Origin of the sequence: Plantibacter sp. CFBP 8798 (assembly GCF_014841195.1) — a bacterium.
Lineage (GTDB): Bacteria > Actinomycetota > Actinomycetes > Actinomycetales > Microbacteriaceae > Plantibacter > Plantibacter auratus.
This window is the reverse complement of the sequence record NZ_JACYTS010000001.1, coordinates 1,120,472-1,135,877: the sequence shown is the minus strand read 5'-3', so window position 1 is coordinate 1,135,877 and position 15,406 is coordinate 1,120,472. Positions and strand designations below refer to the sequence as shown.

General features: G+C 70.7%; 10 protein-coding genes. 4 read left to right on the top strand and 6 right to left on the bottom strand.

What is annotated here, in order from left to right; translation table 11 throughout:
* Nucleotides 1-28 precede the first annotated feature (28 nt).
* Entirely contained in the window at nt 29-2,377 is a 2,349-nt protein-coding gene (locus tag IFU30_RS05405; protein ID WP_192004560.1) for a DEAD/DEAH box helicase, read from the bottom strand.
* A 244-nt stretch (nt 2,378-2,621) separates the two neighbouring features.
* Here IFU30_RS05405 and IFU30_RS05400 point away from each other — a divergent pair, with 244 nt between their 5' ends.
* Nucleotides 2,622-4,478, top strand: coding sequence for a glycoside hydrolase family 15 protein (locus IFU30_RS05400; protein WP_256386834.1), 1,857 nt, complete (start codon nt 2,622-2,624; stop codon nt 4,476-4,478).
* A 54-nt stretch (nt 4,479-4,532) separates the two neighbouring features.
* Here the strand turns inward: IFU30_RS05400 and IFU30_RS05395 are convergent, their stop codons facing one another.
* A complete protein-coding gene (locus tag IFU30_RS05395; protein ID WP_124768689.1) occupies nt 4,533-5,018 on the bottom strand; it encodes an NUDIX hydrolase in 486 nt (161 codons plus the stop codon).
* Between the two features lie 65 nt (nt 5,019-5,083).
* Here IFU30_RS05395 and IFU30_RS05390 point away from each other — a divergent pair, with 65 nt between their 5' ends.
* Complete coding sequence (locus IFU30_RS05390) at nt 5,084-5,698, top strand: antibiotic biosynthesis monooxygenase (protein WP_086474605.1); 615 nt, start codon at nt 5,084-5,086, stop codon at nt 5,696-5,698.
* Between the two features lie 28 nt (nt 5,699-5,726).
* Here IFU30_RS05390 and IFU30_RS05385 read toward each other — a convergent pair whose 3' ends face one another.
* Nucleotides 5,727-6,644: a helix-turn-helix domain-containing protein gene (locus IFU30_RS05385; RefSeq protein ID WP_192004559.1), complete on the bottom strand. Its 918-nt coding sequence runs from the start codon at nt 6,642-6,644 to the stop codon at nt 5,727-5,729.
* 150 nt (nt 6,645-6,794) lie between these two features.
* Between IFU30_RS05385 and IFU30_RS05380 the strand changes: the two genes are divergently transcribed.
* Nucleotides 6,795-7,277 carry a hypothetical protein gene (locus IFU30_RS05380; protein WP_064294230.1) on the top strand — a complete coding sequence of 161 codons (483 nt, stop codon included), beginning with the start codon at nt 6,795-6,797 and terminating at the stop codon, nt 7,275-7,277.
* A gap of 46 nt (nt 7,278-7,323) precedes the next feature.
* Here IFU30_RS05380 and IFU30_RS05375 read toward each other — a convergent pair whose 3' ends face one another.
* Nucleotides 7,324-8,076, bottom strand: a complete 753-nt coding sequence (locus tag IFU30_RS05375; protein WP_124768687.1) for an IclR family transcriptional regulator — start codon at nt 8,074-8,076, stop codon at nt 7,324-7,326.
* 117 nt (nt 8,077-8,193) lie between these two features.
* Here IFU30_RS05375 and hutH point away from each other — a divergent pair, with 117 nt between their 5' ends.
* The gene (gene hutH / locus IFU30_RS05370) at nt 8,194-9,810 is read left to right on the top strand and encodes a histidine ammonia-lyase (protein ID WP_192004557.1); all 1,617 of its coding nucleotides are present in this window, start codon (nt 8,194-8,196) and stop codon (nt 9,808-9,810) included.
* 107 nt (nt 9,811-9,917) lie between these two features.
* Here hutH and IFU30_RS05365 read toward each other — a convergent pair whose 3' ends face one another.
* Together IFU30_RS05365 and yczR are read right to left on the bottom strand one after the other, a co-directional pair.
* Nucleotides 9,918-13,763, bottom strand: a complete 3,846-nt coding sequence (locus IFU30_RS05365; RefSeq protein ID WP_192004556.1) for an efflux RND transporter permease subunit — start codon at nt 13,761-13,763, stop codon at nt 9,918-9,920.
* Nucleotides 13,764-13,907: 144 nt separating this feature from the next.
* Entirely contained in the window at nt 13,908-15,350 is a 1,443-nt protein-coding gene (gene yczR, locus IFU30_RS05360; protein ID WP_159877738.1) for a MocR-like transcription factor YczR, read from the bottom strand.
* Nucleotides 15,351-15,406: the final 56 nt, after the last annotated feature.

Sequence of the window (15,406 nt, the reverse complement as noted above, 5' to 3'; positions counted from 1 at the left end):
TCGGCGGGCGTTCCTGATGCGGTGCGGACTACGCGGTGGCGATGTCCTCGACGAGCTGGTCGCCGGGGGCGGCGTCGTCGAACGCGGCCTCGATCTCAGCGCGGTCGAGCAGTTCGGTCATCCGGCGGCGACGGGCCTTGGGGATGATCGTGACGACGCGACCGATCTTGCCGGCACGACCGGTGCGGCCGGCACGGTGCAGGTACGTCTTGTACTCGTCCGGGGCGTCGGCCTGCACGACGAGCGTGATGTCGTCGACGTGGATGCCGCGGGCGGCGACGTCGGTGGCGACGAGCACGTTGACCCGACCCGAGGTGAGCTTCTCCAGGTTGCGCGTGCGGCGCGCCTGGTTGAGGTCGCCGTGGAGCGAGACGGCGGGGATACCCGCCATGCCGAGCTGCTCCGCGAGACGCTCGGCGTACGCCCGGGTGCGGGCGAACACGAGGGTCTTCTCGGTGCGGTTGACGAGCTCCTCGATGAGGCGGTCCTTGCCCTTGTGCTCCACCACCAGCACGCGGTGGTCGATCGTGGAGGACGCCTGGTCCTCACCGGCGACCTCGTGCACCGACGGGTTCGGGAGGAACTCGTTGACGAGGGCTGCGACACCCTTGTCCAGGGTGGCGGAGAAGAGGAGCTTCTGGCCGTCGGGCGCGGTGCGACGCAGGATGCGCTGCACGGGCTCGAGGAAGCCGAGGTCGCACATGTGGTCGGCCTCGTCGAGGACGGTCACCGTGACCTGCGAGAGGTCGAGGCGACCCTGCTCGATGAGGTCCTCGATGCGACCGGGCGTACCGACGATGATGTCGACGCCGCGCTGCAGTGCGCCGACCTGGCGACCCTGCGGGACACCGCCGTAGATCTGCGTGGTGAAGAGGCCGACGGCGCGCGCGATGGGCTGCACGGTGCGGTCGATCTGCAGGGCGAGCTCACGCGTCGGGGCGAGGATGAGGGCGCGGGGCTTGCGACCCGGCTTGCGGTTCTTGCCGCCACCGTTCTCCATGAGCTTCTCGACGAGCGGGGCACCGAAGGCGATGGTCTTCCCGGAGCCGGTGCGGCCACGGCCGAGTACGTCGCGGCCCGCGATGACGTCCGGGATGGTCGCCGCCTGGATCGGGAACGGGCTGTCGGCGCCGAGCTCGGCGAGCGCACGGACGATGTTGCCGCCGAGGCCGAGGCTCTCGAACGTCACACCCTCGACGTCGCCGGCCTGGATCGCGTCGGCCTCGAGGCGCTCGAGCACCACGTCGTCCTGGGGCGTGTAGGAGCCGGCGTCGCGCTTCGGGTAGTAGTCGCTGCCACGGCCGGCGTCGGACGCGCCGCGGTCGTCGAAGGACCGCTTCGGGCGGTCGTCGAAGGACCGCTTCGGGCGGTCGTCGTACGAACGCGCCGGACGCTCCTCGAAGGGACGCTTCGGACGGTCGTCGTAGGAACGCGCGGGGCGGTCGGTGCGGTTCGCCTGACGCGGGTCACCCTGACGGGCCGGGCGGTCACCGTAGGACGGACGCTCGGTCCGCTCGCCACGGTTGTACGCGGGACGCTCGGTGCGGTCACCGTACGAGGGACGCTCCGTGCGCTCACCGCGGTTGTACGCGGGACGCTCGGTGCGGTCACCGTACGAGGGACGCTCCGTGCGCTCACCCCGGTTGTAGGCCGGACGCTCGTTGCGGTCGCCACCACGGTTGTACGCGGGACGCTCGGTGCGGTCACCGTACGAGGGACGCTCGGACCGCTCACCACGGTTGTAGGCAGGACGCTCGTTCCGGTCACCGTAGGAGGGACGCTCGGTCCGCTCGCCGCGGTTGTACGACGGGCGCTCATTGCGGTCACCGTACGACGGACGCTCGGACCGCTCACCGCGGTTGTACGCAGGACGCTCGTTCCGGTCGCCACCGCGGTTGTACGCAGGACGCTCGTTCCGGTCGCCACCGCGGTTGTACGCAGGACGCTCGTTGCGGTCGCCGTACGAAGGACGCTCAGTCCGCTCACCACGGTTGTAGGCGGGGCGCTCGTTGCGGTCGCCACCACGGTTGTACGCGGGGCGCTCGGTGCGGTCGCCACCACGGTTGTACGCGGGACGCTCATTGCGGTCGCCACCACGGTTGTAGGCAGGACGCTCGTTGCGGTCGCCGCGGGGTGCGCGGTCGCCGCGCTCCTCCGACTCGAAGCGGGCGGCGCGCTCGGCACGCTCGTCTGCGTTCCAGCGAGACTTCTGCGGCGCTCCACCGGCGTCGGGACGGTAGCCGCGGTGGCCTTCGCTCTTGCTGCCGGACTTCGCGCCGGGACGCGAACCGAAGGGCCGCTTGTTCTCGCCGTACTTGGACTTGGGGTCGAAGTTCTTGGCCGGGCGTTTGCCGGCGGGGGTGTTGTTCTTGGGCATGGAGAAATGCTTTCCGGGTTATAACTCGTTCGCATGAACAACCTGCATGACTCACACAGCGCCATCCGAAACCTCGGCTGCGCTGCGGCATGCTCATACCCGGGCGATCACTGGCCGGGGCCGTCCACATCATGTGTGTGTTCGCGGAGTTCTCTCCGACGAAACCGGCCCACCAGACTGACATAACCCTCCGCGGTACAAACGCGGTGTCTAGAGCCGACTCACCTACGTTACCCGATCCACCCTGAGAAGTCACGGAGCATCACTCCCAGGCAGGCGCGCGGCGGCGTGGCAGCATGGGTGCATGCCCAGCCCCATCGAGGATTACGCCCTCATCGGTGATTGCCACACCGCCGCGCTCGTCTCGTCGGAGGGCAGCATCGACTGGCTGTGCCTCCCCCGGTTCGACTCGCCGTCGATGTTCGGTGCGCTGCTCGGCACCGAGGACCACGGATGCTGGACGGTCCGGCCTGCCGATGCTCGGGCGACGGCGAGCCGCGCCTACCTCGACGACACCTTCGTCCTCGAGACCGTCTGGACGACCCCCGACGGCCAGGTGCGTGTGACCGACCTCATGCCCCACGGCGACCGCCGGGCGGATGTGGTCCGCCGGATCGAGGGGCTCAGCGGCACCGTCGCGGTCGACGTCGAGGTTCGCCTCCGCTTCGGGTACGCCGACGCGATCCCGTGGGTGCGGCAGCTCCCGGACGGATCCGGGATCGTCGCCGTCGCCGGCCCCGACGCCGTCGTGGTCCGGGGCGTGCACCTGACGGCGTCCGATCACGCCCACTCGGCGACCGTCGAGGTCTCCGCGGGCGACACCGTCGACCTCACCCTCACCTGGTACCCCTCGCACCGCGAGGTGCCGGACCCGGTCGACGTCGGCCCGCGCATCGACCACACGATCGCCTGGTGGCGCGACTGGGCGTCCCGCTGCGATCCCGCCGACGAGTACGAGGAGGCGGTCGTGCGGTCGCTACTCGTCCTCCGCGCCCTCACGCACGAGGACACCGGGGGCATCGTCGCCGCCGCGACCACGAGCCTGCCGGAGTCGTTCGGGGGCGTCCGGAACTGGGACTACCGCTACGTCTGGTTGCGCGACGCCTCGCTGACCCTCGAAGCCCTCATGCAGCACGGCTTCACCGAGGAGGCGCACGACTGGCGCAGGTGGCTCCTCCGGGCGATAGCCGGTGACCCGAACGACCTGCAGATCATGTACGGCCTCGCCGGCGAACGCCACCTCGTGGAGGAGGAGCTCGACAGCCTCCCCGGCTACCTCGGTGCCGCCCCCGTGCGCGTCGGCAACGGCGCCTACACGCAGTACCAGGGCGACGTCTTCGGGTCTGTGATGATCGCCCTCGACGAGGCGCGCTCGGTCGGTCTCGCGGACGACGACTTCTCGTGGAGCCTCCAGCGCGCGCTGCTCGGCGTCCTCGAGGAGCACTGGAACCGCCCCGACCGCGGCATCTGGGAGGTGCGGGGCGACGAGCAGCACTTCACCCACTCGCGCGCCATGATCTGGGCGGCGCTCGACCGCGGCGTCCGAGCGGTTCGCGAGCACGGCATGGACGGGCCCGTCGAACGTTGGGAGGCCCTGCGCGAGACCCTCCGCGAGACGATCGAGCGCGAGAACGTCGACCACGCACGCGGGTGCTACGTCCAGCATGCCGGGACGACCGAGGTCGACGCGTCGCTGCTCGTCCTCGCGCAGATCGGCTACGTGGCGCCCGACGACCCGCGCATGCTCGCGACGGTGGCCGCGATCGAGGAGGACCTCCTCCAGGACGGTCTGCTCCTGCGCTACCGCACGACGAGCGGGGTCGACGGTCTGCCGGGCGACGAGCACCCCTTCCTCGCGTGCTCGTTCTGGCTCGTGCAGCAGTACGCGGCCTCGGGCCGACTCGACGACGCCCGCGAGCTGATGGACCGGCTGCTGTCCTTCCGCAACGACCTGGGCCTGCTGTCCGAGGAGTACGACGTGCAGCAGGCTCGACAGGTCGGCAACACTCCGCAGGCGCTCTCGCACCTCACCCTCGTCCGAGCCGCCGACGCCATCGCCGCAGCCACCCCCTCCAGCCCGCGAACTGTCACCAAACGCTAGTCACGGGCGCCGGAACTAGCCTCAAGTGACAGTTCGCGGGCAGGTGGAGGGACGTCAGCGGGTGAAGCGGGCCTCGCGCTCGTCGGAGGCGGCGAGCGCTATCCGGGTGCGGAAGTTCTGCGAGACCTGCTCGGGCAGGGCATCGAGCGGGAACCACCGCGCCTCGGAGTTCTCGCCGTCAGCCGGATACGGCTCGCCCGACTCGTAGCGGCATCGGAATACGAGGTCGATGTACTGCGTGACGTCGCCGTTGTCGTAGACGTTCTGCGGGAGCACCTGCACCTGGGCGAGACGCTCGGCGACGGCGACCACGGCCGCCTCCTCGAGGACCTCGCGCTCCGCCGCGACCGCGGGCTCCTCGCCCGGGTCGATGATGCCGGTGACCGGCGTCCACGCCCCGTTGTCCTGTCGCCGGACGAGCAGGACCTCCGCCTCAGGCGTCCCGAGACCGCGCAGGACGACGGCGGTCACCCCCGTCAACCAGAGGGGTGCGTGCCCGATCCGCTCGCGGAGGGCCAGTACGAAGTCAGGAGTCGCCATGCCTCGACTCTACGGGGGCCGCAGCGGGACACGAGATCGAAACACGAGTGCGGTCTACTGGGCGCATGGAACACGATCCCATCACCGTCTCGATCGAGCGACGCGTCAACCCGGCGTCGATCTCCGAGGCCACCATCTGGGTCCAGGCGGGCATCAACCTGGCGAACCGATACCCCGGCTTCCTCGGCTCCGGCTGGGTGCGCGCCGGCGCCGAGAGCGACGTCTGGTACATGCTCTACCGCTTCGCGGACGAACAGACGCTCACCGACTGGGAGGAGTCGAAGGAACGCGCCTGGTGGCTCTCGAGCGGCCGCGAGTTCATGGAGCAGTCCCGCGTCGAGCGGCGCAGCGGGATCGAGGGGTGGTTCGACGCGCCCGACGGGATCCTCCGCGTCGAGGAGGCCGAGCTCTCCGGCGACCCGGACCCGATCCCGCCGGCACCGCCGCGCTGGAAGCAGGCGGTGAGCATCTGGTTGGGCTTCTTCCCGCTCAACCTCGTCTTCACCCTCCTCGTCACGGCCCTCGTGCCCGGTTGGGAACCGCTCGGCGTGTTCCTCCACGTGCTCATCTCGACGCTCATCCTGACGCCGATCATGACCTACTGGCTCCTGCCACTCGTCACGAGGCTGCTGCGGCCCTGGTTGACGGCTCCGCGACGAAGCGGGCGCACCGCAGGCTGATCCGGCGCACTCGGACGGCGCTGCGACCTCAGGCGTCCTCCGCCTTGGTCTGCTCTCGGAACTGGCTCGGGCTGAGACCGGTATGCGCGACGACCGCTCGACGGAGGTGCGCCTGCGAGTGGTAGCCGCAGCGGGCCGCGACCTCAGCGATCGACAGGCCCCGGTGGTCGGGGTCCGACAGGAGGGCGAGCGCGAGCTGCACCCGCCGCTCGGCGATCTCGCCGGCGGCGCTCGTGCCCGAGCCTTCGAACACCCGTTGCAGGGACCTGGTCGACATGTTGAAGCGACGCGCCAGCGTCTCCGGTCGCAGCTCCCGCTCGGCGAAGGACGCGGCGATGTGCTCGATGATCCGGAGTCGGAGCGGAACCCGTCCGGCCTCACCCTCGGCCCGGAAGAGGTCGTTCTCCGCGTAGAGGGTCGCGAGCATCGTGTCGATCACCCGGCAGAGTCTGAGCTGCGCGGCGCCGCCGATCGGTTCGAACGCGGAGATGACCTCCACGAGGAATGCGGCGCTGGCCCGCAGCAGCGGCGACGGTGCCAACGGTCCGAGGGCGCTCGTCGGGGCGATGCCGAGGCGGCGGAGCGCACGCATCGGCACGAACACGTACAGATAGGTCGCGTGGTCGTGGATCGTCGTCCGGTAGGTCTCGGCGCCCTCCGTGAGCGTCCCGGTCCCGGGGAGCAGGTCGAGTTGCTGTCGGCCGTGGACCAGACTGGCCGCACCCTCGATGAGCATCACGATCGTCGCGACCGGCTCATCGAGCCCATAGGCGTCGGCGAGGACGTCGAACGTCCCGGGCCCGACCGTGTTGCGATGGAGGACGTACTCGCCGAGCACGACCGAGTCGACGGTCATCGAGAACCGGTCGGGGTCCACGTCCACGAATCGCAGCGCGCCCGACGCCTCCTGCATCCCAGTCGCACCCTCGAACCGTCGTGTGGTCACGCGGCCGCGCGCAGGGAACCGACCGGATAGGCCATCATCAGGTGCGGGCATCATCGGACCCTTCGAAGAGTTCATCCACCCTCGCACAGGGTTCCGTCCGAATCGAGGGGTTGCCAGCCGCATCGCACGGTGGTCGGCGATACTGGACTGATGATCTCCGCTGACCTCGCCCGAGCGCTCCGCACCGCCGGCCTGCGCTGGACCCCCGAACCCGGCGACCGCTTCACCATCGACGGCGGCGAGCTCGCCGGCGACGTGTTCACGGTGAGCGAGATGACCGTCGAGGTGCACGAGCACCCGGGTGGCCGCAGCTTCGGCTTCAACGGCACGACCGAATGGGCGTTGGACTCCGTCGACCAGGAGGAGACGCTCTGGCTGCCGTCGGAGCACCAGCTGCGCGCTCTGCTGCGCGGCTCGTTCCGGTCGCTCGAACGCGCGGTCTCCCCCGCTGCACCGACCGACGGTGAGCCGACCCTCGACGACGAACTCGACGTCCTCCTGTCCTTGGGCGACGCCGAGGCGTACACCGTCGTGGTCGAGCTCGGCGGCGAACTGCGACGGTTCAGCGCCGCGACGGCGCCCGACGCGTATGCGACCGCACTACTCGAGCTCATCCTGCGCTCGGTCGCCTGACCACGGTTCCGGAGCCGCCGCACCGCCCGCCCGCTCCGCCGCGCGCTCAGCGACCCCGGATCCGGCGCGACAGCTCGGCCGCCGCCGGGTGGATCTCGCGGGCCAACCACGCCGGGTCGAGCCCGGTATCGGCGTCGTAGGTGACCGCGATCGCCGCCGCCGGCCAGCCCGTGTGGTCACGGACGACCACCCCGACACTCGCGAGGCCGAGCGTCACCCCGCCCGCCTCGCGCGCATACCCGTCCTGCGTCGTCTGGGCGAGCAGCTGTCGCAGCTCGCGGTACCGCTTCGGCCCGTGGCCGGTGCGATCGACGAACGCCGCCTGGTCGGGGAACAGGGCGCGCAGCTGGCCGGCCGGCAGCGCGGCGAGGATCGCGCAGCCGCTGGCGGTCAGGTGAGCCGGGAGGCGCACACCGACGTCGGTGACGAGGTGCGGCCGACGCGGTGCCCGCTCGTCGACGATGTAGAGCACGTCCCGGCCGTGCAGCACGGCGAGATGCGCGCTCTCACCCACCCGGTCGACCAGCTCGGCGAGCAACGGGCGCCCGAGCATGCTGAGCGGCTCCTGGCGCGCGTACCCACCGGAGAGTTCGAAGGCGGCGACCCCGAGCCCGTAGCGACGGGCTTCGGGCAGGTGGACCACGAAGCCGTGCTCCTGCAGCACGCTGAGGAGGTGGTAGACCGTCGATCTCGGCAGGTCGAGTGCCGAGGCGATGGCCGCGGCCGGAAGCGGGCCGCGGGCGCCGGCGAGATGGCTCAGCACGCGCAGGGTGGCGTCGGCTGCCGGGACCTGACTCACCGTTGACCTCGTCTCCGCGGCTCGGACGCGGCCGCCTGGTCGTCCATGTCTGTCATCCCAGACACGGACGACTCTACGCGCACCGCCGCGGTGGGCGCCCGGGTGTTCCATCGGAACATGGACATCCAGCCCGGCGCGACCCCGACCACCAGCGACCCGACGACCTCCGGTCGCTCGTATTCCGAACCCCCCGGCCCGACCTCGGTCTCCCTCGGCGCCGGGCCGCTGTCGATCGACGAGGTCGTCGCCGTCGCCCGGCACGGCGCACGGATCGACCTCGACGGCGCGGCCCTCGACGGTGTCGCCGCATCACGTCGGATCATCGAGGCGCTCGCCTCCGACCCCGAGCCCCACTACGGGATCTCGACCGGGTTCGGTGCGCTCGCGACCACGTTCATCGAGCCGGCGCGCCGCGCGCAGTTGCAGGCGAGCCTCGTCCGCTCGCACGCCGCAGGCAGCGGCGAGGTCGTCGAGCGGGAGGTCGTGCGTTCCCTCATGACGCTGCGCCTCTCGACGCTCATGACGGGCCGCACCGGGGTGCGGGTGGAGACGGTCCGCGCCTACGCGGCGATGCTGAACGCCGACATCACCCCGGTCGTGCGCGAGTACGGGTCGCTCGGCTGCTCCGGCGACCTCGCACCCCTCGCGCACTGCGCGCTGGCGGTGATGGGCGAGGGCGAGGTGACCGATGCGTCCGGGCGCACGCGCTCCGCTGCGGAGGCGCTCGCGGACGCCGGCCTCCAGCCGGTACAGCTCGCCGAGAAGGAGGGGCTCGCGCTCATCAACGGCACCGACGGCATGCTGGGGATGCTCGCGCTCGCCGTGGACGACCTGCGGATGCTCTTGCGCACCGCCGACGTCGCCGCGGCGATGAGCGTCGAGGGCCTGCTCGGCACGGGCGCGGTGTTCGCCGCAGACCTGCAGGCCCTGCGCCCGCAGGCGGGTCAGGCCGAGAGCGCCGCGAACCTGCGGTTGCTGCTCGACGGCTCCCCGATCGTCGCGAGCCACCGGGGTCCCGAGTGCACCCGGGTGCAGGACGCCTACTCACTGCGCTGCGCCCCGCAAGTGCACGGTGCAGCCAGGGACACCGTCGACCACGCCGCGATGGTCGCCGAGCGGGAGCTCGCGAGTGCCGTCGACAACCCGGTGCTCACGCCGGACGGGCGGGTCGAGTCGAACGGGAACTTCCACGGCGCCCCGGTCGCCTACGTGCTCGACTTCCTCGCGATCGCCGTCGCCGATGTCGCGTCCATGTCGGAGCGCCGCACCGACCGCTTCCTGGATCGGAGCCGGAGCAACGGCCTCCCACCGTTCCTCGCGCACGAGGTGGGTGTCGACTCGGGCCTCATGATCGCCCAGTACACGGCGGCCGGCATCGTGAGTGAACTGAAACGGCTGGCGCACCCGGCGTCCGTCGACTCGATCCCGTCCTCCGCGATGCAGGAGGACCACGTCTCGATGGGCTGGGCGGCGGCGCGGAAGCTCCGCCGGGCGATCGACGGTCTCGGCCGCGTGCTGGCGATCGAGGTCATGACGGCGGCCCGTGGCCTCGACCTGCGCAGCCCGCTCGAGCCGGCCGTCGGCACCGGGGCGGTGCTCCGCCGGGTGCGTGAGCAGGTCACGGGTCCCGGACCCGACCGGTTCCTCTCCCCCGAGATCGAGGCGGTCGCCGCGCTGGTGCAGTCGGGCGAGGTCGTGCGGGCGGTCACCGGCGCGGTCGGCGATCTCCGCTGAATCGGGCGTCACACGACGAAGCCCTCGGGCGCCGGTGACGGCGTTCCCGAGGGCTTCGTGTCGAGGGGCTCGAACCTCAGCTCATCGACCGAGCGGGAGGTGGTCGATCACGGCCACTGCGCGCGGCGGCGCTTCGGCCGTTCGGTGCCCGAAGACGGCTCAGTCCCGGGCGCCGGGTCGGCATCGGGCTTCGGCTCAGCGTCAGGCGTCGGCTGGGTGTCGCTCGTCGGGCTGGAGTCAGCAGGGAGCTCGGACTTCTCCGCCGCCTCAGCCTCTCCGGCCGGCTCCGTCTCCAGGATCGGCTCGGGCTCGGCGACCGGCTCAGCCGTCGCTTCCGGCTCAGGCTGCACCGCAGGGGCTGCGTGCTCGCCGGAATGAGCGACCTCGTCCGCAGGGCCTTCGGAGACCGCGTCGGGAAGGGTGATCGCCTCGGTGCGCGGCAGCTCGTCACCCGTCGCCACATGCGCCCCGTGCACCTCGTGGGCTTCGTGGGCTTCGTGCGCAGCCGGGCGCGTCATCGGTCGATCCGCCGCCGGCTCAGTCGGCGCAACGACCGGCGGCTCGGGTGCGGCATCCGCCGGTTCCGCGTCAGCCGGAGCGGCGCCGTCTGGAGCCGCGTCCACCGGAGCCACGTCCGCCGAGGCCGACGGAACGGATGCGTCAGGCACGCTCGGCGCGGTTGCAGCGCTTCCGCCACCGGCGCCGACGAGGACCGGCTCCTCGGCGGGGACAGTCACTGCCCGCGGCCCCTCGATCGCGGCGACCGTGCGTGGCGTCGGCTTCGGCTCGGCTGCAGCCCGCCGCTGCTCGCGACGTTCCCGGAACCCCTCGACGAGGTTGTAGAGGGTGGGGAGCACGACGAGCGTCAGGATGGTCGAGGAGACGAGCCCGCCGATGACGACGATCGCGAGCGGCTGCGAGATGAAGCCACCGTGTCCGGTGATGCCGAGTGCCATCGGGGTGAGGGCGAAGATCGTCGCGAGCGCCGTCATGAGAATCGGGCGGAGCCTGCGTGCGGCACCGTGCTCGACGGCCTCGATCACCGTCATGCCGCGTCGCCGGTACTGGTTCACGAGGTCGACCAGCACGATCGCGTTCGTCACGACGATACCGATGAGCATCAGCACGCCGATGAGCGACGGGACGCCGAGCGGCACGCCGGTGATGATCTGGAGCCCGATCGCGCCGGTCGCGGCGAACGGTACCGACACGAGCAGCAGGAGCGGCTGCCGCAGCGAACGGAACGTCGCGACCATGATGACGTAGACGATGAGGATCGCGGCGAGGAGCGCGAGGCCCAGCTGTCCGAACGCGTCGCTCTGCGATGCCGTGACACCCCCGAGGGTCGCCGTGGTGCCGGCGGGCAGCTTGACGTCGTCGATCGCCGTCTGCACCTCGGCGCTGGCGGTACCGAGGTTGTCGCTGCCCGGAGTCGCGCTGATCGTGGCTGAGCGCAGCCCCTTGACGGTCGAGATCGTCGCGGGTCCGTCGACCTGCGAGACCGTCGCGAGGGTGTCGAGGCGTCTCGGGCCGGTGGCGGTCGGGACCTCCGTCGCCGCGAGGGCGTCGACGGTGGTCGGCGGGTCCTGGGCGTCGACGTAGATGGTGAGCGTGGTGTCGTCGATGACGATGGATCCCACCGTCGTCGGCTGCATGAGCTGCGAGACGTACGCACCGAGCGCGACCTCGCTGAACCCTGCTGCGGCGGCGGCGTCGCGGTCGACGGCCACCTGGACGTAGGGCCGCGATTCGCTGAGGTTGCTCGTGACCTGGTCGATGCCGTCGAGGCCGGTGACGGCCTGCTGGATAGCGTCGGCGGCCTCCGCGAGATCGCTCTGCCGTGCGGAGGTGATGTCGATCTCGATGTCGCTCGACCCGCCGAAGCCCGCGGACGCGGCGACCTCGATCTCGCCGACGTCGTCGAGCCCGGACAGGTCCTTGCGGACCGTCTTCTGGAGTGCCGTCTGGTCGGCGTCTTCGCTCGTCGTGATCGAGTAGGTGATGGCTCCGCCACCGCCGCCCGAGAACGCGTCGCGCAACGAGCTTCCGCTCGACCCGATCGAGAGCTGGACGGTGTCGATGCCGTCGATGTCGCGCAGCTTCGTCTCGACCTGCTTCGCCGCCGCGTCCTGGGCGTCGAGGCTCGTGCCGACCGGCAGGGTCTGCGTGACCGTGAGGGTGTTCTGGCCGGAGTCACCGAGGAAGTTGGTCTTCATGAACGGCGTCAGCGCGAAGGTGCCGACGAGCACGAGCACCGAGAGCAGCAGGGTGGTGACCGAGTGCTTGAGGGTCCAGTGGATGATCGGGAGGTAGGCCTTCTGGAGCCGTGACGGCTTCTCGAGGTCGTCTTCGTCCTGCACGCTGACCCGGCGCTCGCGTCGGCTCCGGACCGGTCCGCTCGTCGCGTCGGAGGGCGCTTCCTCCGCTGCGGCTGCGGCTGCGAGGCGCTGGGCCTTCGGGGCGCGGAGGAACCAGTAGGCGAGCACGGGCACGATGGTGAGCGCGACGAGGAGCGACGCGAGCAGCGCGATCGTGACGGTGAGGGCGAAGGGTCGGAAGAGTTCTCCGGTGACGTCGCCGACGAACGCGATGGGCAGGAACACGGCCACCGTGGTGATGGTCGAGGCGGTGATCGCGCCCGCGACCTCCTGGACGGCGCTCAGGATCGACCCGGCGCGCTGTGCACCCGTGCGGTTGTCGCCGAACGAGAGGTGTCGCTTGATGTTCTCGATGACCACGATCGAGTCGTCGACCACGCGCCCGATGGCGATCGTCAGCGCGCCCAGCGTGAGGATGTTGAGCGAGTACTCGGCGACCTGGAGACCGATGAAGGTGATGAGCACGGACGTCGGGATGGAGATCGCCGTCACCAGCGTGGCCCGGACGTCGAGGAGGAACACGAGGATGATCAGCACCGCGAAGACGAGGCCGAGCAGGCCTTCCGTCGTCAGGGCCTCGATGGACTGCTCGATGTAGGGCGCCTGATCGAAGACGACGGTGAGCTTGGCGTCGGAGCCGATGGTCCGCTCGAGCTCGGGAAGGATGTCGCGCACGCCCTGCGAGACCTCGACGGTGTTCGCCGCGGGCAGTTTCGTGACGGCGATGGTGAGCGCCGGCTCGCCGTCGACGCGCGAGATCGACGTGATCGGGTCGTCGCTCAGGGCGACCGTCGCGACGTCGCCGATGGTCAGGACGGAGCCGTCGGCGGCGAAGGCGCCCGTGATCGGCAGGGCGGCGATGTCGTCGACCGAGGTGAGCTTGGTGCCCGTCTGCACGGAGAACGTCTTGTCGCCTTCGGTGATGTCGCCCGCGGGCTGCAGGGAGCCGTTCTGCTGCAGCGTCGTCCCGATGACCCGGCTGGTCTGCCCCGCGAGGGCCAGTTTGGCGTCGTCGGGGGTGATCGTGACCCGTTTGCCCACCTCGCCGACGATCGCCGCGTCGCGGACGCCGTCGACGTCCTTGATGTCGGGGACCACGGAGCTCGAGAGCACCTCGGCCAGGGAGTCCTGGTCGGCCGCGCCGGATACGGCGATCTGGATGACCGGGAGGTCGTCGATGCTGCCGCTGACCACCTGCGGGTCGACGGTGTCGGGCAGGGTCGACTTGATGCGGTTGATCGCCTGGGTGATCTTCTGCTCGGCGGTGGCGAGGTCCGTGCCGTAGGTGAAGGTCGCGCTGATGAGGCTCGAGTTCGTGCTCGACGTCGCCGAGGTGGACTCGATACCGGGCACGCCCTGGATCGCGGTCTCGATCGGGGTCGAGACGTCGTCGTTGACGACCTCGGGTGCCGCACCCGGGTAGCTCGTGATGATCGCGAGCTGCGGGAACTGGACCGACGGGATGAGCTCCTGCTTGAGGCCGCCCACCGCCAGGACGCCGAACACGGCGGCCACGATGGTGACGAGCGCGATCAACGCGCGGTTCTTCATGCTGAGGACGGAGAGCAGGTGCACGGAGCCGCTTTCGGTTGTTGCGAGAGGTGCGGACGCTGTAATTATGTCACCGCACACCCGTCCGACGGCGGTCTCGCGCGGAGGCTGGACACGGCACGCACGAGCGCTGCGTGTGGAGCGGTGTCACGCTCGTCGGCGACGAGGTCAGACGACGTCTTCGAGGTAGTCCAGAGCCGGCACGTGCCCGAACATCGCGGAGTGCCAGGTCTGCGTCAGCAGCTCGACCGCCTGCTCGGTCTGGGCCCACGGATAGCTGATCGGGATGCGCAGGTAGCGCTCGAACGCCCCGTCGATCCCGAACCGTGGTCCGGCGACGATCACGAGCCCGTGGCTGCGAGCCGCGAGCGAGAGCTGCGATGACGCGGCCTCGCCGAGGTTCACCCAGGTGGCGATCCCACCGTCGACCCGCGGCACGGTCCACTCGGGAAGGCGGTCGGCCAGGAGGTCGACGAGCCGGTCGCGGGTCTCGCCGAGCGCGACACCGCGCCGGGCGACGATGCCGTCCATCGCCGGCATCAACTGCTGGACGGTCAGCTGGTCGAGGATCGGCGTGCCGAGGTCGCCCAGCGAGCGTGCCGAGACGAGCTTCCTGATCGTGCCGCGCTCGGCCCGGATCCACCCGATGCGGAGGCCTCCCCAGATCGTCTTGCCCACCGAGCCGATCGTGATGATCGACGCCGGCGCGCCCTGGAGTGCGGCGAACGGGGTGCCGTCGAGGCCCTCGTCCGTCGGCCGGTCGATGTCGAGCTCGGCCGTGGTCTCGTCGATCACGAGCACCGTCCCGTGCCGCTCGGCAGCTGCGGCGACCCGTCGGCGGGTCTCGAGCGGCATCGACGCCCCGGTCGGGTTGTGGAAGTCCGGCATGAGGTACGCCATCGCGGGGCTCGTGCGCTCGAACCACTGCTCGAGTTCGCGGACGTCCCAGCCGGTCTCCGAGGAGACGGTCGCGGCGCCGAGCCTGGCCCCGGCCGCCCGGAGCGCCTCATAGGCGTGGGGATAGCTCGGCATCTCGACGAGGACGCGGTCACCTCGGCTGAGCAGGGTGCGCGCGATGAGGGCGATCGCGTGTTGGGCCCCCACGGTCACCATGATCTCGTCGGGGTCGGTGGGCAGCCCGCGCGCGGTGTAGCGGTCGGCGATGGCCTGCCGCAGCTCGGGCATGCCGACGAGGTCGTAGTCGAAGTCGTGCATGTACCGCGGCAGTTCTGCGGCGGCGGTGGCCACGGCGTCGATGATCTCGGGGCACGGCGGGACGGCCGCCTTGCTGAAGTCGAGGAACCCGCCCTGTGGCACGGGAGCCAGCGCAGTGGGCGCCGACGGTAGGAGGGTGACACTGCCCGAACCGCGGATGCTGCGGAGGTAGCCGGCCTCGCGCAGTTCGCGGTACGCCGCGGTGACCGTGGTGCGGCTCAGTGCGAGCCGATCGGCCAGTTCCCGCTCGGCCGGCAGACGGGTGCCGACCGGGATGCGTCCGTCGAGGACGAGGAGTCGGATGCGGTCGGCGAGACCGCGGTATGCGGGCGCAGCGGTCTTCCACTGCCCGAGCAGGGCGGCAAGCGATCGGGCACTCAGGGTGATGGAAGCCATTGAACCACGATACCCAGATTGGCCTCTAGCGCCAAAGCCAATCGTGCAATTGGATT

What these genes read in the sequence shown, in the direction of transcription:
- IFU30_RS05405 (WP_192004560.1), bottom strand. Translation starts at nt 2,377, where the DNA reads ATGCCCAAGAACAACACCCCCGCCGGCAAACGCCCGGCCAAGAACTTC.
- IFU30_RS05395 (WP_124768689.1), bottom strand. Translation starts at nt 5,018, where the DNA reads ATGGCGACTCCTGACTTCGTACTGGCCCTCCGCGAGCGGATCGGGCAC.
- IFU30_RS05390 (WP_086474605.1), top strand. Translation starts at nt 5,084, where the DNA reads ATGGAACACGATCCCATCACCGTCTCGATCGAGCGACGCGTCAACCCG.
- IFU30_RS05380 (WP_064294230.1), top strand. Translation starts at nt 6,795, where the DNA reads ATGATCTCCGCTGACCTCGCCCGAGCGCTCCGCACCGCCGGCCTGCGC.
- hutH (WP_192004557.1), top strand. Translation starts at nt 8,194, where the DNA reads ATGGACATCCAGCCCGGCGCGACCCCGACCACCAGCGACCCGACGACC.
- yczR (WP_159877738.1), bottom strand. Translation starts at nt 15,350, where the DNA reads ATGGCTTCCATCACCCTGAGTGCCCGATCGCTTGCCGCCCTGCTCGGG.